The following is a 21142-nucleotide window of genomic DNA, read 5'->3' on the forward strand; positions in this document are numbered from 1 at the left end:
TATGTTTTGCGGCGGCAAGGCGCTCAAACCGTCACCTCGGAGCTGCGCCGGAGGCACTGAAATTCCGTAACGGTGACGGTGCACAAGAAGCCGACGCTGAGCGGCCCCTCCTGGTTTCATGCCTTCAGGGTTCGTCTTTGGCCCGCAGCGACGGTGCTGATAGCTCTGGGAGCCTAAAGCTACTCGCCTTCGCCGAACTTGTTGGCGAGAAGATCGTCGATGGCCTGCAGGCAGGCGGTAGCGTCCACACCCTTGGCCGTGACCGTGATCGAGGTGCCCTGGGCTGCGCCCAGGGTCAGGAGACCCATGATGGAGCGCCCGCCCACGGTCTCGCCGCAGCGGGTCACGGTCACGTCGGCGTTGAAGCGCTCCACGGTCTGGACGAACTTGGCGGAGGCGCGGGCGTGCAGGCCCCTGCGGTTGACGATGGGAAGCTCCCGGACCTCGGCTCCCTCGGGCACAGGCGCAGGGGGGCAATCCTCGTCGAGGGAGCGGTCCATGAGGCTCATTTTCCCGAGAGAACGCGCGAGGCGATGTTGATGTATTTGCGCCCCGCCTCCTGGGCATGGGAGACCGCGTCGGACAAGGGCTCCTCGTCCCGGACGGATGCCAGCTTGATCAGCATGGGCAGGTTGATGCCGGCGACCACCTCGACGGAGCCGCCGTTCATGCAGGACAGGGCCAGGTTCGAGGGCGTGCCCCCGAACATGTCCGTGAGAACCACGACCCCGTGCCCCGAGTTGACCCGGCACACGGCGGCCATGATGTCCTTGCGCCGTGTTTCCATATCGTCGTCAGGGCCGATCGTGATCGTCTCAAGCTGCTCCTGGGGTCCCACCACATGCTCCAGCGCCGCCTTGAATTCCGTCGCGAGCTGCCCGTGGGTGACGAGCACCATACCAATCATAATGTTACAGGTCCGAATGCTCCGAGAGCGGAGCCGCTATTTTGTGCACTGCGAAGCCAAGCGCAAGAGCGTTGAGAGGAAAAGTTCATCACAGTGTCACGACCGTGTTGCAAACACAACTCAGGCAGACCATGGCGATGTCGGCGGAGATTGCCCCGGCTTGCATCCTGACGCGAGGGACCATGACGCCGCAGAGGGCTACATGCTTGTCCTGCTCCTCGGGATAGCGGGCAAGGCTCTCGCAAAGGTCGATCACCAGACGAACGACGGCAGCCGTCTCGAAGGGCTGCCTGACGATGCCGAGGCCGCAGATCTCGATGCAGCCGCCGAGGGGCTCCACCGGGCGCGCCAGGAGGCGGCCATGTCGGGGCTCGAGCTGGGTCCTGTCGTCGCTGACCAAGCGCCCGAAGCGGCCCGCCTGGGCTGCACGGACCACCATTTCGCGGGCAAGGGTCGATTTGCCGGAGCCCGATGCTCCCCGGATCAGGAGCCCGGCCTCGCCGACGACGACGCAGCAGGCATGGATCGTCCCCGAGGCGTTCAAGGGTGCTGCTTTCCTTGATCACGCTTTCCTTGATCCCGCTTGGCCTGGTCCTTCCTGCCGGGCTCCCGCCGTCCCTTGGCTCCTTCGACCGGAAGGCGAATGACGAAGCGCGCGCCGAGACGCTTGGGCTCGCCGGCCTCATCCGGGGCGCCGAGGCGGTTCTCGGCCCGGATGGTGCCGCGATGCGCCTCGATGATCTGGCGGGAGATGGAAAGCCCCAATCCCGAATTCTGGCCGAAACCCTGCTCGGGCCGGTCCGTGTAGAAGCGCTCGAAGATCCGGTCGAGGGCATCGGGCTCGATGCCGGGACCGCTGTCCTCCACGAGAACTTCGACCTGGTTCTTGCGCCGGCGCATGGAGACTTTCACCGTCCCGTCGGGCGGCGAGAAGGAGCGGGCGTTGTCGATCAGGTTGTTGAACACTTGGCCCAAGCGGCTGTCATGGCCGAGAACCAGGAAGGCGTCGCGGCCATGAGCCTGCCTGTCGATGCTGAGCGTGATGAGCGGGTCGTGCTCCTGGCGGCGTTCGTTTGCGACGGACACCACCGCTTCGAGGAGGCGCACCATGTCCACGGGCTCCGCGTCGGCGCGGGCGAGCTCCGCGTCGAGGCGCGAGGCATCCGAGATGTCGCTGATCAGCCGGTCGAGGCGCTTCACGTCATGCTGGATGATGGACAGGAGCCGCTGGCGGGAATCGTCGCTCCGGGCGAGCGGCAGGGTCTCCACGGCGCTGCGCAGGGAGGTGAGCGGGTTCTTCAGCTCGTGCGCCACGTCCGCCGCGAAGCTCTCGATCGCGTCGATGCGGTTGTAGAGCGCCTTGGTCATGTCGCGCAGGGCGCCCGACAGGTGGCCGATCTCGTCGGCCCGGGCGGTGAAGTCCGGGATCTCCTGACGGGATTTCGTTCCCCAGCGCACCCGCTCGGCCGCTTCCGCGAGCCGCCGGACGGGACCCGCGATGGCGCCGGCGAGAAAAAGCGAGAGCACGATCATGACCACGGCGGCCACCAGGAAGACCTGCAGCAGGGCAAAGCGCTCTGACGCGATGATGGCATCGATATCGCCTTCCTGCGTCGAGAGCAGGAGCGCGCCCTGGACCGTGCGGAAGCGCTGGATCGGAACCGCCACGGACACGATGGTTTCGCCGCGGTTGTTCACGCGAACCACGCTCGATTGCTGGCCCGCATAGGCCTGCTGCACCTCCGGCAGGGACTTGCCGTTGACCGGACCCGTCTCCTCGCGCACCGGACGCTTGGTGCGCCGGAACATCTTGCGGATGCTGTTCCAGGTGCGCTCCATGGCGCTGGTCGTGTCCTCCACATTGGCCACGGGAGGCAGATCCATGCGCAGGATGTCGCCGCGGGAGTAGAACGACCGGGAATCGAGAAGGAGCATCCCTTCCCGGTCGAAGATCCGGGCGCGGGTTTCGGTCGGAGTCACCAGCCGACGCAGCAGGGGGGCGACGCGCTCGGGATTGATGGAGAATTCCAGCGACGAGAAGGATTCGTCGTTGAAGCGCTCCGTTTCGCCCGCCTGCATCTGGAGGAGCTGGTCCGGATCGATGGTGATGGTGTTGGTTTCAACGGTCGCAGAGCTCGCGATCGCCCCGGCGATGATCTCGCCCTGAGTGAGAAGGCTCTGCACCCGGGCCTCGATGAGGCCTTCGCGGAACTGGTTGAGGTAGAGAAAGCCGAAGAGCAGCGCCACGAGTCCGGCCAGGTTGAGCACCACGATCCGGCGCGTCAGGCTCGACGAGGCACGCTGCAGGATCATGCGGCCGAAGTGCTTCAGCCGCGCCAGGATGCCCTGGGGTGCAGGCGGATCGTCGAATGCCGCCTCGGCGTGGATCGGGTCAGCCTTCATGCCACTCGTTCACCCATGCTCCGGTCCAGATGCCGGAACATGGCCGTCTTTCCAGGTTGCTGCGCCTTCAACGCGTCAGGCTTCCTTGAAGCGGTAGCCCACGCCGTAGAGGGTCTCGATCATTTCGAAACTCTGGTCAACCGACTTGAACTTCTTGCGCAGGCGCTTGATGTGGCTGTCGATGGTGCGGTCGTCGACGTAAACCTGGTCGTCATAGGCCGCATCCATGAGGGCATTGCGGCTTTTCACCACCCCGGGGCGGGTGGCGAGCGCCTGCAGGATCAGGAACTCGGTCACGGTCAGGGTGACGGGCTCGCCCTTCCAGGTGCAGGCATGGCGCTCCGGGTCCATCTTGAGCTGGCCGCGCTCCAGGGCCTTCGGATCGGCCTCCTTGGGGGTGCTCTGGTCCTTGGGGGCGAAGCGGCGCAGGACCGCCTTCACCCGCTCGACCAGAAGGCGCTGGGAAAAAGGTTTCCGGATGAAATCGTCCGCGCCCATCTTGAGGCCGAACAATTCGTCGATTTCCTCGTCCTTCGAGGTCAGGAAGATCACGGGCAGATCCGATTTCTGCCGCAGGCGCCGCAGGAGCTCCATCCCGTCCATGCGCGGCATCTTGATGTCGAAGATCGCCAGATCCGGCGGAGCGTGCTTGAGCCCGTCCAGGGCGGACGCGCCGTCCGTGTAGGTTTGAATGCGGTAGCCTTCCGCCTCGAGGGCGATGGAGACAGAGGTCAGAATGTTGCGATCGTCATCGACAAGGGCGATCGTTGGCATGAACTCTTCCTTAGCTTTACAAGGACAATTGTCAGCTTTTCGTCTCGGCTGACAACGCAGCAGGCCCTAAAACGTCCCCAACTGCGCCTTTCTCGTGGCATAAATATGGTTTCGGTCCACGCCTGGACCAGGGGGCGGTCTTGATAGTGGTATCTAAGCACACCTAGTTCAACCGGAGATGAACACTATTCGGGCTAGGCCCGGCAGGGCTGGATGCCGCCGTTGGTCTGCTTGGGGGCGAAATTCCCGGATTGTCCCTGCCCACGGGTGTCAATCATACGAAAGAACCCCGCCAAAGCCCGAAAAACCAAGCCGGTGGGCACCATCGAGCTCTGGTGCGACGAAAAATAGAATGCCATGAAATGTCATCAGTTGACGACAACGCCGGCTGACCTAAACAAGGTTCTATGTTCAAGCGAGGCGGTGAACCTTTGCCGGCATTGTTTGACCCTACCCAAGTGACGACCATCGGACGGCGGCACATCCGGTCCCGCGATGATCGGCAACCAGGAGAAGTCTTTCGTGGATAATATCGGCGTCTTCAACAGCGCACAGGGCGCTGAGGCCTTCGGCTTCCGCAATCTCAAACGGGTTTACTGGAACCTCGAAGCGCCTGCGCTCTACGAGCATTCCCTGACCCGGGGCGAAACCAAGCTCGTGCAGGGCGGCGCGCTCCTGGCCGAGACGGGGGTCCATACCGGCCGCTCCCCCAAGGACAAGTTCGTGGTGCGTGACGACGCCACGGAAAGCACCGTCTGGTGGGATAACAACGGCTCCATCACGCCCGGTCATTTCGACACCCTGCTGGAAGACTTCCTGGCCCATGCCGAGGGCAAGGAACTGTTCGCCCAGGATCTCTATGGCGGCGCCGATCCGGCCTACCGGGTCAAGGCCCGGGTCTTCACGGAATTCGCCTGGCATTCGCTCTTCATCCGCAACCTCCTGATCCGTCCCGACCGCGGCGAGCTCGCCGATTATGTGCCGGGAATGACCATTATCGACCTGCCGTCCTTCAAGGCGGACCCCGCCCGCCACGGCTGCCGGACCGAGACGGTCATCGCCTGCGACTTCAAGCGCAAGATCGTGCTCATCGGCGGCACGTCCTACGCCGGCGAGATGAAGAAGTCGGTCTTTACCTATCTCAACTACGTGCTGCCCTCGCAGAACGTCATGCCCATGCACTGCTCGGCCAATGTGGGCAGCAGCAACGACGTGGCCGTGTTCTTCGGCCTCTCGGGCACGGGCAAGACCACCCTGTCGGCCGATCCGAACCGTGTCCTGCTCGGCGACGACGAGCATGGCTGGGGCCCGAACGGCGTCTTCAACTTCGAGGGCGGCTGCTATGCCAAGACCATCCGTCTCTCCCGCGAGGCGGAGCCGGAGATCTTCGCCACCACGGAGCGCTTCGGCACGGTGCTGGAGAACGTGGTGATCGACCCGATCACGCGGGTTCCCGATTTCGACGACGCTTCGCGCACGGAAAACACGCGCTGCGCCTATCCGCTCGACTTCATCCCCAATGCCAGCGCCACGGGCCGCGCCGGCATTCCGAAGAACATCGTGATGCTCACCTGCGATGCCTTCGGCGTGCTGCCCCCTATCGCCAAGCTGACGCCGGCCGAGGCCATGTACCACTTCCTGTCCGGCTACACCGCGAAGGTGGCCGGCACTGAAAAGGGCGTGAAGGATCCGGAGGCCACGTTCTCCACCTGCTTCGGCGCCCCCTTCATGCCGCGCCATCCGTCCGTGTACGGCAACCTGCTGCGCGATCTCATCGCCAAGCACCATGTGGATTGCTGGCTCGTGAACACCGGCTGGACCGGCGGCAAGTACGGTGTGGGCCGGCGCATGCCGATCCGCGTCACCCGCCGCCTGCTGACGGCCGCGCTCGACGGTTCGCTCTCCCGCGCCGATTTCCGCCGCGATCCCTATTTCGGCTTCGCGGTGCCCACCTCGGTACCGGGCGTGGAGCCGCACATCCTGTATCCGGTGAAAACCTGGCAGAACAAGGCGGAATTCGCCGAGACCGCCAAGCGCCTCATCGACATGTTCAACGAAAACTTCAAGCGCTTCGAGGGCCATGTGGATTCCGACGTGCGCTCCGCAGGGCCGCAGACGTCGATTGCCGCCTGACGGCATCCTGTTTTTGCACTAAGAAGCGGCGGCTCTCGGGCCGCCGTTTTGCATTGAGGTTCATGAATAATGGACGTTCTCGTCATCGGAGCCGGTGTTGTCGGTCTCGCGGTCGCCCGCGAGCTTGCCCTGCGCGGCCATGGAGTGATCGTGGCCGAGGCGACAGGCGGCATCGGCAACGGGGTCTCCTCGCGCAACAGCGAGGTGATCCATGCGGGCATGTATTATCCAGCGGGCTCGTTGCGCGCCCGCCACTGCGTTCAGGGACGGCGGATGCTCTACACGTTCTGCGGGAGCCACGGCGTTCCTCATGCCAAATGCGGCAAGCTCATCGTGGCTACCAACGATCTCGAGCAGGCCAAGATCGAGGGCATCTACGAGCAGGGGCTCATGAACGGTGTGGAGGGCCTCTCCTTCGTCACGGGCGACGAGGCGCGGCAGCTCGAGCCGAACCTCTCCTGCACCGGCGCCGTCCTGTCACGCGAGACCGGGATCATCGACAGCCACGCCCTCATGCTGGCGCTTCAGGGTGACCTGGAGGCCGCAGGCGGTGCCATCGCATTTCATGCACCGGTCCAGGGGATCACGCGGAATGGAACGGGATGGAACGTCATGGTCGGCGGCGACGATCCCACCGAGCTCACGGTCGATGCCGTCGTCAATGCGGCGGGGCTCGGCGCGCAGGCGCTTGCCGGCGCCACGGAGGTCTATCCGGCGGGGCGCGTGCCGCCCCTGGTGCTGGCCAAGGGCAACTATTTCGGCTGCCTCGGCAAACCCGCCTTCTCGCGCCTGATCTACCCCGCCCCCGTCGACGGGGGGCTCGGCACCCATGTGACCCTGGATCTTGCCGGACGCATGCGCTTCGGACCCGATGTGGAATGGGTCGAGCAGGAGGAGTACGCGGTCGACCCGCACCGCGCGGAGGGTTTCTACGCCTCGATCCGCCGCTATTGGCCAGGGCTCCCCGATGGGGCGCTGGTGGCCGACTACGCGGGCATCCGACCGAAGCTGACGGGACCCGGCGAAAAGGCGGCGGATTTCATGATCGACGGCCCGACGGAGCATGGCTTGCCAGGGCTGGTGCATCTGTTCGGCATCGAGAGCCCAGGGCTGACCTCGTGCCTATCGATTGCGGAGGATGTTGCGGAGAGGTTGGCGGCCGGGACGTAGTTGTTCTTCTGGATGACAATGCCGATCCCGGATCGCGCAAACCAGTCCGGCACTGTCATCCCGGGGCCGCTTAAGCGGAGCCCGGGATCCATAAACGCTGACGGTGCTGGTTGAGACGATGCGATTGCCGCCGCGTCCTCTTCTACAACCTCAGCGGTTATGGATCCCCGCCTGCGCGGGGATGACAGCGTTGAGGATCCAGCACTTGATCCTGCACCCGGTCCCGGATCGGCTCGCTCCGTCCGGGATGACGCGTTGCATCAAGCCCTGAAGAACAGCAGCGTCATGAGCAGGAAGGTCGGGATCAGTATGACGCCCGACCACAGGAGATAACCGAAGAAGCTCGGCATCTTCACGCCGCCTTCGCGGGCGATCGCATACACCATGAAGTTCGGCGCGTTGCCGATATAGGAGTTCGCGCCCATGAACACGGCGCCGGCCGAGATGGCCGCCAAGGTCATGGCGCCTGCGGTCATCAGCTGCTGCGGGTTGCCGCCGGCAAGCTCGAAGAAGACGAGGTAGGTCGGCGCATTGTCGAGGAACGAGGACAGGCCGCCGGTGAGCCAGAAATAGGCGGCGTTGTTGGCGCTGCCGTCCGGGTTCGACACCAGGGCCACGAGGGGCGCGAACGCGCCGTCCGCACCCGCCCGCAGGATAGCGAGCACCGGGATGATGGCGATGAAGATGCCGGCAAAGAGCTTCGCCACCTCCTTGATCGGCCCCCAGGAGAAGCCGTTCTCGATCCGGCTGGCCTTCGATGTCGCCTTCAGGGAAATGATGGTCACTGCGATCATGATGAAATCGCGCAGGGCATTCGCCAGCTCGATTTCGGTGCCGAGCACCGTAATCCGGCCGAGATCCACCGTGGCGCTCATGAGAATGGCCGCGATGATGATGAAGATCAGCAGGAAGTTGATGCCCCCCGCGACGCGCACCGGATTGTCGGGCGTGGGATCCGGCTTGATGTGCCCTTCCTTCCGGTAGATCACGAGGTCGATCACGTAGAACAGGGCGAGCAGGAGGCCGCTGGCGAAGAGGGTCTCGGGCAGGAGGTGCGTGGTGGTCCAGAAGAAGTCGACCCCGCGCAGGAAGCCGAGGAAGAGCGGCGGATCGCCGAGCGGCGTGAGCGAGCCGCCGATATTCGACACCAGGAAGATGAAGAACACGATCACGTGCACGTTGTGCCGCCGGTCGTCGTTGGCGCGCATCACCGGGCGGATCATCACCATGGAGGCGCCGGTGGTGCCGATGAAGCTCGCCAGCACCGTGCCCAGCGCCAGCAGCATCGTGTTGGTGCCCGGCGATCCATGGATGTTGCCGCGCACCAGAATGCCGCCTGCCACCGTAAACAGGGCGAGCAGCAGCAGGATGAACGGAATGTATTCGAGAAACGCCGTATGGGCGAGGGCGTGGATCGCCGTCATGGGACCTGCGACGACCGCCATGGGGATCAGAACCAGCAGGCCCCAGAGCGCCGCGATCTTGCCCTGGTGATGCTCCCAGAAATGTGGGGCGAGGAGCGGGAAGAGGGCAATGGAGAGGAGAATGCCCGCAAATGGCAGCGCCCAGACAGGGCCGAGGCTCGCCCCGTCGAATTCCGCCGCGAAGGCTGCCTGTGGCAGGAATGTGAGGGCGGCAGTCAGTGCCAGACTCGAAAGGCGAAGCATGTCTCAAAAATCCCCAGGCCGGCACGCCGGTATCGTTCTCGAACGGTTGAGGAACGCTTGTATGGGAAGGGGCTCCAGGCTGCAACGGCTGGGCCGTTAACCGGCTATTCACCATAAGTCAAAGATAGTACAACATCATTACAAAGCTTTTGCTGCGCTTGGGGGCCTGAAGACCGATGTGCCGCTTTCTTGCTTACCGGGGAGAGCCGATCTTCCTCACCGATCTGGTTTGTGCGCCGGCCCATTCGCTGGTGCACCAGTCGCTTCACGCGGTCGAGGCCAAGACCGAGACGAACGGGGACGGGTTCGGCATCGGCTGGTATGGCGAGCGCCCCGAGCCGGGCATTTACCGGGAGGTCCGCCCGGCTTGGTCCGACGAGAACCTGCGGAGCCTGTGCGAGCAGGTGCGCTCGAACTTGTTCTTCGCCCATGTGCGCGCTTCCACCGGCACCTCGACCACCCGGGCCAACTGCCATCCCTTCTCCCATGGGCGCTATCTTTTCATGCATAACGGCCAGATCGGCGGCTACGGGCGCATCAAGCGCCGCTTGGAGGCCATGATCCCGGACGAGCTGTACGACCGCCGTCTCGGCACCACGGACTCGGAGGCCATCTTCCTCCTCGCGCTTGCCAACGGATTGTCCGAGGAGCCCGTCACCGCCATGGCCCGGACCCTGAAGCAGGTGCGTGGCCTCATGAACGAGGCCGGCATCGAGGAGGCCCTGCGCTTCACGGCCGCCTTCACCGACGGCGAGAATCTCTGGGCTTACCGCTGGGCCTGCGATGCCAAGCCGCCGACCCTCTATTTCCGCGAGGACAACGGCAACCTGCTCGTGGTGTCCGAGCCCATCGACGACAAGACCAGGGGATGGCGCGAGGTGCCGAAGGGCTGCAGCCTCGTGGCGACGAACGGCAGCGTCGCCGTGGAGTGCCTGAACGAAGCCATGGGCCGCCTGGCGGCTTGAGCCCGGTCAAGGCTGTTTCAGGAGTTCAGCTCCCCTGTCGGACGGGAGAGCAGAGGCAGGAGCGCGCCTTTGAGGGCTTCCATCTGAAGCTCGGTCTCGGCGCGGGCGGAGCCCGCATCCGGGGCCCCATGGGCTCGCAAGCGGGCGTTCTCCGTGGCAAGCCTGTCATTCTCCGCCATCAGGATGGCGATCTTCTCCTCGGCAATCCGAAGGCGGGCCTGAGCCTCATCCCGTTCCCGCTCGCGCAACCCCACGCGGTCACGCCAGAGGCGGACGGTGACGCTCTCTGCTCCCTCATTCATGATCGGCTCCCGATTGATCGACCGGCACAGGAGAAGGCCTGACGTATCGGCACTATTTCAATCCCAATGCCTGTGGCTTTTATGGGGCCTGAGGGTAAGGCGTAGATCTTAATCCATTCTTGGCAGGCTTACGCGTCCAGTTCCGGATAGCGCCGGAAAATTCCATCCTCGTTGAACGGAATGCGGCGTGGGCTGGCAAGATACGCCTTGATGCGCGGTCTTTCGGCGACGCTGTCGTGCAGGGCTGCGACCAGCGGAGCGTTCTTCAAGGCGCGCTTCGCGGCTTTGGGAAAAGCATAGGCGAGGCCCTCGATCACCTGAAACAGGGACAGATCGGCATAGGTGAGCGTCCCGCCCACGAGGTGGCTGCTGCCCGCAGGGTTGCGGGCCAGAATCTGCTCGAACCAGCCGAGAAACTTGGGGATGCGGCTGTCGCGGAACTCCTCCGAGCGCCGCAGGGCCTCCGCCTTCTGGTCCTCGTAGTACAGGCCCACCCCGATCGGATGGTGGGTGTCATGAGCCTCGGCCACGAAATCACCGAGGGTGAGCTGGATCTGGTGCGTCCACAAGCCCCCGGCCGGATCCTTCGGGGCAAGCCCGTGCCGGGCGCCGAGATAGAGCAGGATCGCGGCCGTCTGGCCGATGATGGTATCGCCATCTTTGAGGAAGGGTGGCGCGAAGGGCGGTCGGTCCGCGTGTTCCATCATCCGCATCATCACGGCGAGGCCCTCAGACTCCCGTGCCACGTCGATATAATCGGCGCCAGCCTCTTCGAGCGCCAGCCGCACGAACTCGCCGCGTCCCTGGATGCCGGGCCAGTAATAGAACTCATAGGCCATGGGGCGCTTCCCTTCTCTTCAGCGATGCTTCGCGTGGAGATGGAGCGTCGGCTTGTCCTGTCAAAGCGTGCTTCGCGCCAGGCGCTCCAGAGCCTCGCCGTCGAGCCGCATATGCCGGTGGTGCAGATCGCGCATGCCGATAGCCTCATAGAAGCGGATGGCGGGCCGCTCTTCCTCGACGAAGGGCTCCACCCGCACCCAGCCCCGCTCCAAGGCGGTCTTTGCCACTGCGCCCATGAGCGCCTGCGCAGCGCCCGTGCGGCGCTCTTCAGGGAGCACATAGAGGGCGTGAACGATGCCCATGGGTTTGCCGCGCCATCCGGCATAGCCGCGAAAGAAGGACACGAAGCCGACAGCCTCGCCGTCCCGCTCTGCCATGAAAGCCTCGAACAGCGGGTCGGGACCAAAGCCGTCAGCTCGGATCCGCTCCGCCGACGTCCAGGGCTCCTGGCCCGGCAGGTGATCCTCGATCAATCCCGCGACAAAGCGAAAGATCGTCTCCGCGTCCGACGCGACGGCAGGGCGCACGGCAAGCCTGGACGCTTCCATCTCAATCGGCCTCGATCAATGCGCCTCGTCCCAGTTCTGCGCCGCCCGCGACTCCACGGCGAGCGGCACCTTGAGGGACACGGCCGGGAAGGGCGCTTCCGTCATCACGCGCGCGATCACCGGCAGGCTTGCCTCGACCTCGTCGTCGGGGACCTCGAAGACCAGTTCGTCGTGCACCTGCAGCAGCATGCGGGCGGAGAGGCGCTCGGCCTTGAGCGCGTCCTCCATGCGGATCATGGCGCGGCGGATGATGTCGGCGGCGGTGCCCTGGATCGGCGCGTTGATGGCTTGGCGCTCCACGCCCGCGCGCTCGGACGGGTTCGACGAGCGGATCTGCGGGTAGTGGCAGACACGCCCGAACAGGGTGGTCACGTAGCCCTTCTCGCGGCAGGCCTTCTTGGTCTCGTCGATATAGGTGCGAATGCCCGGGAAGCGCTCGAAATACTGCTTGATGAAGGTGGAAGCCTCCTGGTTCGGAATGCCGAGGCGCGTGGCGAGCCCGAAGGCCGAGATGCCGTAGATGATGCCGAAATTGATGGTCTTGGCCTGGCGGCGCAGATCCGCGTTCATCTGGTCGAGCGGCACGCCGAACATGGCCGAGGCCGTGGCCGCGTGAATGTCGATCCCTTGCGCGAACGCCTCTTGCAGCTGCGGGATGTCGGCGATGTGGGCCAGCAGCCGCAGCTCGATCTGGCTGTAATCGGCCGAGATGATCTTGTGGCCTTCGGGCGCGATGAAGGCGCGGCGGATCTTGCGGCCCGCTTCCGTGCGGATCGGAATGTTCTGCAGGTTCGGCTCGGATGAGGAGAGCCGCCCGGTGGTGGTGGCGGCGAGCGAGAACGAGGTGTGCACGCGCTTCGTTTCAGGATGCATGTGCTCCTGGAGCGTGTCGGTGTAGGTGGATTTCAGCTTGGAGAGCTGGCGCCATTCGAGGATTTTCTCGGGCAGCACGTGGCCGGCCTGCGCCAACTCGTCCAGAAGCGTCGCGGGCGTCGCCCATTGGCCGGACGGCGTCTTCTTGGCGCCGGGCAATCCCATCTTGCCGAAAAGAATGTCGCCGATCTGCTTCGGGCTTCCCAAAGCGAACTTTTCGCCCGCCATCTCGTGGATCTCGTCCTCGAGGCGGGCCAGGGTCTGGGAGAAGTCGCCCGACAGGCGGCTCAGGATCTGCCGGTCGACCAGGATGCCGCGCATCTCCATGCGGGCGATCACGTCGACGAGGGGGCGCTCCAAGGTCTCGTAGACGGTGGCCCGGTGCTCGGCCGCCAGACGCGGCTTGAGGAGCTGCCACAGGCGCAACGTCACGTCCGCGTCCTCGGCCGCGTAGGCCGTGGCCTTGGCGATCTCCACCTTGTCGAAGGTCACCTTGTTTCGGCCCGTGCCCGCAACGTCACCGAAGCTGATGGGCGAGTGGCCGAGATGGCGGCGGGAGAGCTCGTCCATGCCGTGCGGGCCCTTGCCGGCATCGAGCACGTAGGAGATCAGCATCGTGTCGTCGTAGGGCTTAACCGCGATGCCGTGGCGCTTGAACACGACCCAGTCGTATTTCAGGTTCTGCCCGATTTTGAGAACGGCGGGATCCTCCAGCAGCGGGCGGATCGCATCAAGCGCGTCCGTCACGGGGATCTGGCCCTTCACCAGACCGCCGCCGAAGAGATCGGATTCGTCCCGGTGCTGGAGCGGCACGTAACAGGCCCTGCCGGGCTCGACCGCAAGCGAGAAGCCGACGAGGTCGGCCAGGTTCGCGTCGAGCGCGCTCGTTTCCGTGTCGACCGCTACGATTCCCTGCTCGCGGGCTTGTCGCACCCATTCGTTCAAGCGCTCGACGGTGGTCACGGTCTCATAAGAAGCCACGTCGAAAGGCGCGGAGGAGGCTTCCGTCGCGCGCTTGCCGGCAAGCTGAGAGGGCGTGCCGAGGCCCTCGACCGGCTTGCGCAGCGTGGCGGTGTCCGGCAGGTCGAGACCCGCGAAGGGGTCGACCTCGCCCGAGCCGCCATCGGCCTTTTCGAAGAACGGCACCGCGTCGTCGGTGGGGGCCGTCACGCCGGTGCCGCCGTTGCGCTCCCAGCGGATGGCCTCGCCGCCGGGCATGAGGCGCGGGTCGGGCGCGATCGCGGCGGGATCCGCGTCGTAAAGCTCGGCCACCCGCCGGGTCAGGGTCGAGAATTCCATCGCCTTGAGGAAGCCGACCAGCGTCTTCGGGTCCGGGTCCGGCACCCGCAGCGCGTCGAGGGGCACGGGGACGGGAGCCTCGCAATCGAGGGTCACGAGCTTCTTCGACAGACGCGCGATCTCCGCGTTGGCGATGAGCGCCTCGCGGCGCTTGGGCTGCTTGATCTCGGGGGCGCGCTCCAGCAGGGTTTCGAGGTCGCCGTATTCCTTGATGAGCTGGGCTGCGGTCTTGAGGCCGATGCCCGGCACGCCCGGCACGTTGTCCGAGGTGTCGCCCATCAGCGCCAGCACATCGCCGATCTTTTCGGGCGGAATGCCCTCCCACTTCTCGGTGACGGCGGCTTCATCCAAGTTGCGCTCGGGCCGGTAGCCCGGCTTGCCCTTGGAGCCCGATTCGAAATCGTAGAAGCACACCTTCGGGCCCACAAGCTGCATCAGGTCCTTGTCGGACGAGATGATGAGCACGTCCGCCCCGCGGGCCTTCGCCTGCTGGGTATAGGTGGCGATGAGATCGTCCGCTTCGTAGCGCTGCAGCTCCACGGGCTCGAGCCCGAAGGCCCGGATCGCCTCGCGCATGATCGGCATCTGGACCTTGAGGTCGTCCGGCGCGTCCGGCCGGTGGCCCTTGTAGTCCTCGTAGAGCTCCTTGCGGAAGGAGCCCTCGGACTTGTCGAGCACGATGGCCAGATGCGTAGGCTTCAACCCCGCCGCCCCGTCGCGCATGAACTGCAGGAGCTTGGACACGAAGAGCCGCACGGCCCCCGTGGGCATCCCGTCCGAGGAGCGGGCATTGTACTTCTGGTCCTGGTTCATGGACTGGAAATAGGCCCGGAAGATGAAGGACGAGCCGTCGACGAGGAACAGGTGATCGCCGGCTTGGACGGGACGGGAGGACGAGGGCATCGGGTCTCGGGGGTTTAGGGCTTGCTTCGGGGCAAGAAATAGCGGCTCCGGGGCCGGATGGCTATGGCGGTTGAGCCAGATCCTGTCTGCCCATGAGGCTCTGCTCACAAGAGCCTGAAATCAAATGGGATCGGCAAGCTGCCTTGGGAACTTGCCCAAGCTGGAGTCTAAGAGCTTGGCCATGTGAGGCAGCGCACTCGGTGACTTTGCGACATGATATAAACTTGCGATTAACAAATTCGGGCTTTATGAGCGAAAGCTGACCGAATTATATAACGAATCGAATTCTGCAAACATCTTGGCAAGGAGCATACCATGGCCATTAAGAAATGGGGCAACCCGATCATTGCATCCCAGACAGATAGAACCGGATCAGATGAAGGAACCGTGGCGGCTCTCCCGAACGGCGGTTATGTGACGGTCTGGAATTATATTTACCAAGGCGAAACAGTTACCTGTTTTCGAGTCTTCGATGGATTAGGTCGGCCTGGAGCCATTCAGACCCTAGCAAGTACTGCAGGCACCCCCAGATTTGCAGAGGTGACCGTTCTCAAGAATGGCAGCTTTGTAATTGCTTGGGAGGGTGCCAGCAGGAGCATCCAAGCTCAGAAGTTCTCAATCACTGGGGTTCCAGACCCTTCGGGACCTTACAATCTGGCCATAGCCGACCAACAAGCGTCGGAGAAACATACACTGCCATCTGTTGCAGCGAGCGGTGACGACGGCTGGGTTACAGTTTGGCAAACCACCTCCACAGTTGCGAATGGCAGTGTGTGGTTTGGGCGGGGAACCAATCCTCCAGTCAAAATTTCGCAGCAGGTGGCTCCCGGAACAAGCGGCTTCAGTGAACCCAAAGTCACTGAACTGGCCAACGGCAAGCATGTTGTCACTTGGCTCCAAGGTGCTGCTGTCAAGGTTGTCCTTGTAAATGAAATTAACGTCGCGACTTCACTTGTCGATGCAGCAACGCAGAAAGCCGGCAGCCCGTCCATCACAGCTTTGTCTACTGGCGGATTTGTTGTCAGCTGGATACATTACGAAAGCAGTACCGTCAAAACCGTATCCACACAGGTTTATAACGCCCAGGGAAACCCTGTAAGAGACGGAAGCATCACCGGGCTCGGAAATCTCGTTGGTTACCCGCCGAAAGTCGCGGCTCTAACGCACGGACCATTTGATGGTGGGTATGCTCTGGTTTACGTCAACGATCTCAGGGACGCGAACAACGAAGACGTTTATCTACAGTTGGTCAAGGGCGACGGAACACCTTTGGAGCCCAAGTTGATCAATGATGGTACCTTGAGAAAGGGGAGCCAGCGGCTTGCCTCCGTCACGGAGATGAAAGACGGGCGCATCTCGATCGTTTGGGATGACAGTTCAACTGCCTCCGGCGTTATTCATAACCAAATCGTCGACGCCCGCGAGCAGGGTGTCACCGTGCATGGCTCTGGACACGACGACATCTATGTCGGAACAGATCTCGAAGATCAGGTGGACGAGCTGAAGGGCTACAGGGGCGACGATTCGCTTTATGGCGGAACGGGCAACGATCGGCTTTTTGGTGGTTTCGACAAGGATTACCTTGATGGTGGCGCCGGATCCGACATCGCCAGTTACGCGGAGGCCACGACAGGTGTGACGGCGAGCCTCGATACGAGCCTTGATCCCAAGAACACCGGAGAGGCCGCAGGCGACACCTATCGGAATATAGAAAACCTGGGCGGATCGGTGCACAACGACTTGCTGCTCGGCAATGCCGGCCGGAATGAGCTCTACGGCGGCAACGGCAACGACGCGCTCTACGGCGGCGCCGGCAACGACCTGCTCAACGGCGGCGAAGGCAAGGATATGGCAACCTATGCCTATTCCAGGGCAGGCGTCGGCGTGACGGTGAGTCTCGAAGCACCGACAGACATCAACACGAACGAGGCCAAAGGCGATACCTATGACAGCATCGAGGTTCTGGAGGGAACGGCCTGGAACGATGTGCTGTACGGCTACAGCGGGGCAGACCGAGGTGCTGGGAACAACGACGAGATCTACGGCGCCCGCGGCCACGACAGCCTCATCGGCGGCCTCGGCAACGACACCCTGAACGGCGGGCAGGACAACGATACGCTCAACGGAGGCGATGGCGCAGACAACCTCATCGGCGGTGAGGGCTTCAACTTCGCGTCTTATGCCTATGCCACTGCTCGAGTTGTCGCGGACCTCTCTGGCGAGCTTGCTCTTGCGGGCGAAGCAGTCGGCGATACCTATTCCTCGATTCAAGGTCTGATTGGGTCAAACTTCAACGACCGTCTCGATGGAAGTGACGGTGATGTCGCTAACGTGCTTAAAGGCGGCTCTGGTAACGACATACTCTTTGGTTATGGTGGTTCCGATACTTTGGAGGGTGGTATCGGTGGCGATGCACTCCAGGGTGATTCCGGCATCGATTTTGCCTCCTATGCCAATGCAGAAAGCGCAGTGTCCGCTACACTTGCGCCATCTGGCACGAAATCGGGTGAGGCCGCTGGTGATGAGTACTTCGAGATCGAGGGCCTGATTGGCTCGGCCCACAACGATACGCTAATCGGCAGCTCTGATGCCAACATCCTGCGGGGCGGGGGCGCCAACGACACCCTGAACGGCGCTGGCGGCGCGGACCGCCTGGAAGGTGAGGCAGGCAACGATGCCCTGATCGGCGGAGTGAGCGCCGACATCCTTCAAGGTGGCGTCGGCGACGACAACCTGGACGGCGGGGACGATGCAGACCGCCTAGAGGGTGGGGACGGCCGGGACGTGCTCACGGGTGGAGCAGGCGCCGACACGCTGGTGGGCGGCGCGGGCGACGACACCTATTATGTCGACGGCTCGGACACGGTGGTCGACGGTGCCGGCCAGGGCATCGACACGGTGTATGTCACCTCGACCTTCAGGCTCAGCGCGGGGGCCATGATCGAGAACATCGTGCTCTCCACCACCGCCGCGGTCAACCTGACCGGCAACGAGCTCGATAACATTCTGACCGGCAATGCGAGCGCGAACGCTCTCGACGGCCAGGCCGGCAACGACACGATCGTGGGCGGCGGCGACGCGGATGCCATGACGGGCGGCGTGGGCAACGACCTCATCTATGTCGACCATGCCAGCGATGTGGTGGTCGAGCAGGCCGGCCAGGGCAGCGACACGGTGATGGTCAACACCGCCGCCTATGCGCTCAGCGCCGGGGCCGAGGTGGAGACCCTGGTGGCCGGCGCCGGGGCGGTGAGCCTCACGGCGTCCGACTTTGCCAACACGGTGACCGGCAACGCCTTGAGCAACAGCCTGTGGGGCCTTGCCGGCAACGACCGGATCACGGCGGGATCGGGCAACGACAAGGTGTATGGCGGCCTGGGCAACGACACGCTCTACGGCGAAGGCGGCAAGGACATCTTCGTGTTCGACACCAAGCTGAACAAGAGCACCAACGTGGACCGGGTCGAGGACTTCAGCTCCCGCGAGGACGGGTTCCATCTGGAGAACCGGATCTTCACCAAGCTGGGGGCGGGCTCGATTTCCAAGCCGAAGAAGTTCAACTCGGACATGTTCGTCGAGGGCAAGAAAGCGCAGGACCGGGAGGACCGGATCGTCTACGACAAGAAGACGGGCGCCTTGTACTACGACCAGGACGGCACCGGCTCCAAGGCGCAGGTGAAGATCGCCACCCTCGATAAGAACCTGAAGATCTTCTACCACGACTTCTTCGTGATCTAAGTCGTTGAACCGACGATGACGTGCCGCCCGGCGAAAGCCGTGGCGGCACGTTTCGTTCCGGGCTCCAGAGCATCGCGGTGCTTCGGGGCCGCGATGCGGCGGGCTGGGTTCACGCGGCCTTGAGGCGGGCGAGATCGAGATCGAGTTCGCGCAGGGCCTGCATCACCACGCCTTCCGTCAGCAGATCCATGGAGGATTCCACCACATGGATGGCGGCAAGGGCCCTGAGTTCGGGGATCGTCTGGGCTTCGAGCGCCGCCTCGAAGGACGGGCGCAGCAGGTCCATGGCGCGGGTGCCGGGGCCGCAGATCACGATGTGGTCGGGCTCTAAAGTCTGGATCAGGATGCCCACCGCATCGCCCAGCACCTCGCCTGCCGCATGGAAGAGGTTGAGGAGGGCGGGGTCGCCCGCCCGGGCCTGCTCCACCACCGCGCCCATGGCGTCCTCTCCCGGCAGCAGCAGGGTCGGGGCGGGGCGGTGGTCGATGAGCTGCGCATCCCGGTGCAGGGCGTAATCGGCCAGATACGCCTCGATGCAGCCGCGCCCGCCGCAGCGGCATTGCGGCCCGCCCCGGCGCAGCCGCACATGGCCGAACTCGGAATTGCCGAAGCGCGCGCCGCGATAAAGCTCCCCCTGGACCAGGAAGCCCAGGCCCACGCCGTCGCCCACCATGAGGCAGGCGGTGCGGCCGGAGCGCAGATCCGCGTTGCGCTGCGTGATGGCGAAGGCCATGGCGCTGGCGTCGTTCTCGATCAGCACCGGCTTGCCGAGGCGCTGGCTCAAGCCCGAGGCGAGCGGCAGGTCGCGGGTGCCGAGCACCGGGCTCCAGGCGACGATCCCGTCGCGCGTGTCCACATAGCCCTGACAGGCAAGGCCCACGGCCTTCACGGTGCCGGCACCCGTGTCCTGGGCAAAGGCCGCAATCGTCTGCGCCAGCACGTCCATCAGCTCCTCGGCCTCGAGGTTGCGCAGGGGGCGCTCGATGTGGCGGCTCGCCCGGTTGCGCCCGGCGCTGTCCACCAGGCGCAGCTCGACGCGGTTGAAGCCGGTCCAGACCCCGATCACCGAGCCGAGGGTCTCGGCAAAGAACAGGCGCGTCTTGGGCCGGCCGCGGATCAGGCCGGAGGTCTGATCGGCGCTCTCCTCCGCAACGAGAATTCCCTCGTCCAGAAGGCTCGCCGTCAGGTCCGACACGCTGGCGGGGCTCATGCCCAGATGCTGGCCGATCTCCACCCGCGCCATTGGCCCCTCCCGACGCAAGGCATCGAGCAGGCGGCGCCGGGCCGTTTCGCGTGAGGAGAGAGGGAGCATGTTCGCAGCCGCCATTTATTCAGCAGATGAATAAAACAATTCCGGGATAAGTGTGTATCCGACCAAAATATAACATCGGCCCGGCTTGAAGGCACAAATGCTTGGGATAATTATTTCCCCGCTCGAACAATAAAGCATGGCAGCGCGAGCCGCGTTCGTCGACACCCGTTCGGGTCGACAGCCTGCCATGAGCATGAGGGTCTTGCGGGAAAGGCAATCCCGAAAGGCGCCGACCAGGAGGAAATCAATGGTATCGAAGAAACTTGCTCTGATCAGCTTTGCCGCTTTGGCCCTTTCGGCCACCGCCGCCTTCGCCCAGAAGGGCCCGGTCGTCGGCGTCAGCTGGTCGAACTTCCAGGAAGAGCGCTGGAAGACCGACGAGGCCGCCATCAAGGCCGCTGTCGAGAAGGCCGGCGGCACCTATGTGTCGGCCGACGCCCAGTCGTCGCCCGCCAAGCAGCTCACCGACATCGAAAGCCTAATCGCCCGCGGCGCCAAGGCCCTGATCGTCCTGGCCCAGGACTCGGACGCCGTGCGTCCCGCCGTCGAGAAGGCCGTGGCCGAAGGCATCGCGGTGGTGGGCTACGACCGTCTCATCGAGATCCCGCAGGCCTTCTATCTCACCTTCGACAACGTGGAAGTGGGGCGCCTCCAAGCGCGCGAGGTGCTGAAGCTGAAGCCCGAGGGCAACTATGCCTTCATCAAGGGCTCGGGCTCGGATCCGAACGCCAACTTCCTGTTCCAGGGCTCGATGGAGGTTCTGAAAGCCGCCATGGATTCCGGCAAGATCAAGAACGTGGGCGAGGCCTACACGGACGGCTGGCTGCCCGCCAACGCACAGCGGAACATGGAGCAGTTCCTCACCAAGAACAACAACAAGATCGACGCGGTGATCGCCGCCAATGACGGCACCGCCGGCGGTGCCATCGCGGCTCTCGGCGCGCAGGGTCTTGCCGGTTCCGTGCCGGTGTCCGGCCAGGATGCCGACAAGGCGGCGCTCAACCGCGTGGCCCTCGGCACCCAGACCGTGACGGTCTTCAAGGATGCCCGCGAACTCGGCCGCAACGCAGCGGAAATCGCCCTGCAGCTGGCCGGCGGCAAGAAGCTCACCGAAATCCAGGGCGCCAAGTCCTGGAATCTCGGCCCGAAGAAGCAGAACATGACGGCTCTCTTCCTCACCCCGGTTGCGATCACGAAGGACAACCTCGACGTGGTCATCAAGGCCGGCTGGGCCTCGAAGGACGTGGTCTGCCAAGGCGTGAAGGCCGGCTCCGTCAAGGCCTGCAACTAAACGGGCTTTTGCCTGAA

16 protein-coding genes are annotated in these 21142 nt (G+C 64.0%); 5 read left to right on the forward strand and 11 right to left on the reverse strand.

The genetic code is table 11. The features are described 5' to 3' along the window. Positions 1-179 precede the first annotated feature (179 nt). The 5 genes from JKG68_RS04855 to JKG68_RS04875 form a co-directional block, all read right to left on the reverse strand. Positions 180-500 carry an HPr family phosphocarrier protein gene (locus JKG68_RS04855; RefSeq protein WP_202056417.1) on the reverse strand — a complete coding sequence of 107 codons (321 nt, stop codon included), beginning with the start codon at positions 498-500 and terminating at the stop codon, positions 180-182. 5 nt (positions 501-505) lie between these two features. Beyond that, on the reverse strand, positions 506-907 hold the full coding sequence (locus JKG68_RS04860; protein WP_202056420.1) for a PTS sugar transporter subunit IIA: 402 nt from the start codon (positions 905-907) through the stop codon (positions 506-508). A gap of 88 nt (positions 908-995) precedes the next feature. Beyond that, positions 996-1451, reverse strand: a complete 456-nt coding sequence (locus tag JKG68_RS04865) for an HPr kinase/phosphorylase (protein ID WP_202056422.1) — start codon at positions 1449-1451, stop codon at positions 996-998. Beyond that, on the reverse strand, positions 1448-3310 hold the full coding sequence (locus JKG68_RS04870; protein WP_202056424.1) for a sensor histidine kinase: 1863 nt from the start codon (positions 3308-3310) through the stop codon (positions 1448-1450). The genes JKG68_RS04865 and JKG68_RS04870 overlap by 4 nt, the downstream gene beginning before the upstream one ends. A 75-nt stretch (positions 3311-3385) precedes the next feature. Next, complete coding sequence (locus JKG68_RS04875; RefSeq protein WP_199047810.1) at positions 3386-4084, reverse strand: response regulator transcription factor; 699 nt, start codon at positions 4082-4084, stop codon at positions 3386-3388. A gap of 522 nt (positions 4085-4606) precedes the next feature. Between JKG68_RS04875 and JKG68_RS04880 the strand changes: the two genes are divergently transcribed. Together JKG68_RS04880 and JKG68_RS04885 are read left to right on the forward strand one after the other, a co-directional pair. Next, positions 4607-6217 carry a phosphoenolpyruvate carboxykinase gene (locus JKG68_RS04880; protein WP_202056425.1) on the forward strand — a complete coding sequence of 537 codons (1611 nt, stop codon included), beginning with the start codon at positions 4607-4609 and terminating at the stop codon, positions 6215-6217. 69 nt (positions 6218-6286) lie between these two features. Further along, a complete protein-coding gene (locus JKG68_RS04885; RefSeq protein ID WP_202056426.1) occupies positions 6287-7387 on the forward strand; it encodes an NAD(P)/FAD-dependent oxidoreductase in 1101 nt (366 codons plus the stop codon). Between the two features lie 260 nt (positions 7388-7647). Here JKG68_RS04885 and JKG68_RS04890 read toward each other — a convergent pair whose 3' ends face one another. Continuing rightward, positions 7648-9054, reverse strand: a complete 1407-nt coding sequence (locus tag JKG68_RS04890) for a sodium:proton antiporter (protein WP_202056427.1) — start codon at positions 9052-9054, stop codon at positions 7648-7650. Positions 9055-9230: 176 nt separating this feature from the next. On the opposite strand from JKG68_RS04890, the gene JKG68_RS04895 reads away from it, so the two are divergent. Next, a complete protein-coding gene (locus JKG68_RS04895; protein WP_202056430.1) occupies positions 9231-10019 on the forward strand; it encodes a class II glutamine amidotransferase in 789 nt (262 codons plus the stop codon). Between the two features lie 17 nt (positions 10020-10036). On the opposite strand, the gene JKG68_RS04900 is transcribed toward JKG68_RS04895, so the two are convergent. The 4 genes from JKG68_RS04900 to polA form a co-directional block, all read right to left on the reverse strand. Further along, positions 10037-10321 carry a hypothetical protein gene (locus JKG68_RS04900; protein WP_202056432.1) on the reverse strand — a complete coding sequence of 95 codons (285 nt, stop codon included), beginning with the start codon at positions 10319-10321 and terminating at the stop codon, positions 10037-10039. A gap of 128 nt (positions 10322-10449) precedes the next feature. Then, on the reverse strand, positions 10450-11160 hold the full coding sequence (locus JKG68_RS04905; protein WP_202056433.1) for a glutathione S-transferase: 711 nt from the start codon (positions 11158-11160) through the stop codon (positions 10450-10452). Positions 11161-11220: 60 nt separating this feature from the next. Further along, entirely contained in the window at positions 11221-11709 is a 489-nt protein-coding gene (locus JKG68_RS04910; protein WP_202056435.1) for a GNAT family N-acetyltransferase, read from the reverse strand. A 15-nt stretch (positions 11710-11724) separates the two neighbouring features. Then, the gene (polA, locus tag JKG68_RS04915; RefSeq protein WP_202056437.1) at positions 11725-14784 is read right to left on the reverse strand and encodes a DNA polymerase I; all 3060 of its coding nucleotides are present in this window, start codon (positions 14782-14784) and stop codon (positions 11725-11727) included. A gap of 1281 nt (positions 14785-16065) precedes the next feature. Here polA and JKG68_RS04920 point away from each other — a divergent pair. After that, positions 16066-18522 carry a calcium-binding protein gene (locus tag JKG68_RS04920; protein ID WP_202056438.1) on the forward strand — a complete coding sequence of 819 codons (2457 nt, stop codon included), beginning with the start codon at positions 16066-16068 and terminating at the stop codon, positions 18520-18522. Positions 18523-18631: 109 nt separating this feature from the next. Here JKG68_RS04920 and JKG68_RS04925 read toward each other — a convergent pair whose 3' ends face one another. Next, positions 18632-19834: an ROK family protein gene (locus tag JKG68_RS04925; RefSeq protein ID WP_202056439.1), complete on the reverse strand. Its 1203-nt coding sequence runs from the start codon at positions 19832-19834 to the stop codon at positions 18632-18634. A gap of 247 nt (positions 19835-20081) precedes the next feature. Between JKG68_RS04925 and xylF the strand changes: the two genes are divergently transcribed. After that, entirely contained in the window at positions 20082-21125 is a 1044-nt protein-coding gene (xylF, locus tag JKG68_RS04930; protein ID WP_202056441.1) for a D-xylose ABC transporter substrate-binding protein, read from the forward strand. Positions 21126-21142: the final 17 nt, after the last annotated feature.

It is taken from the genome of Microvirga aerilata, assembly GCF_016743775.1.
Classification (GTDB): domain Bacteria; phylum Pseudomonadota; class Alphaproteobacteria; order Rhizobiales; family Beijerinckiaceae; genus Microvirga; species Microvirga aerilata.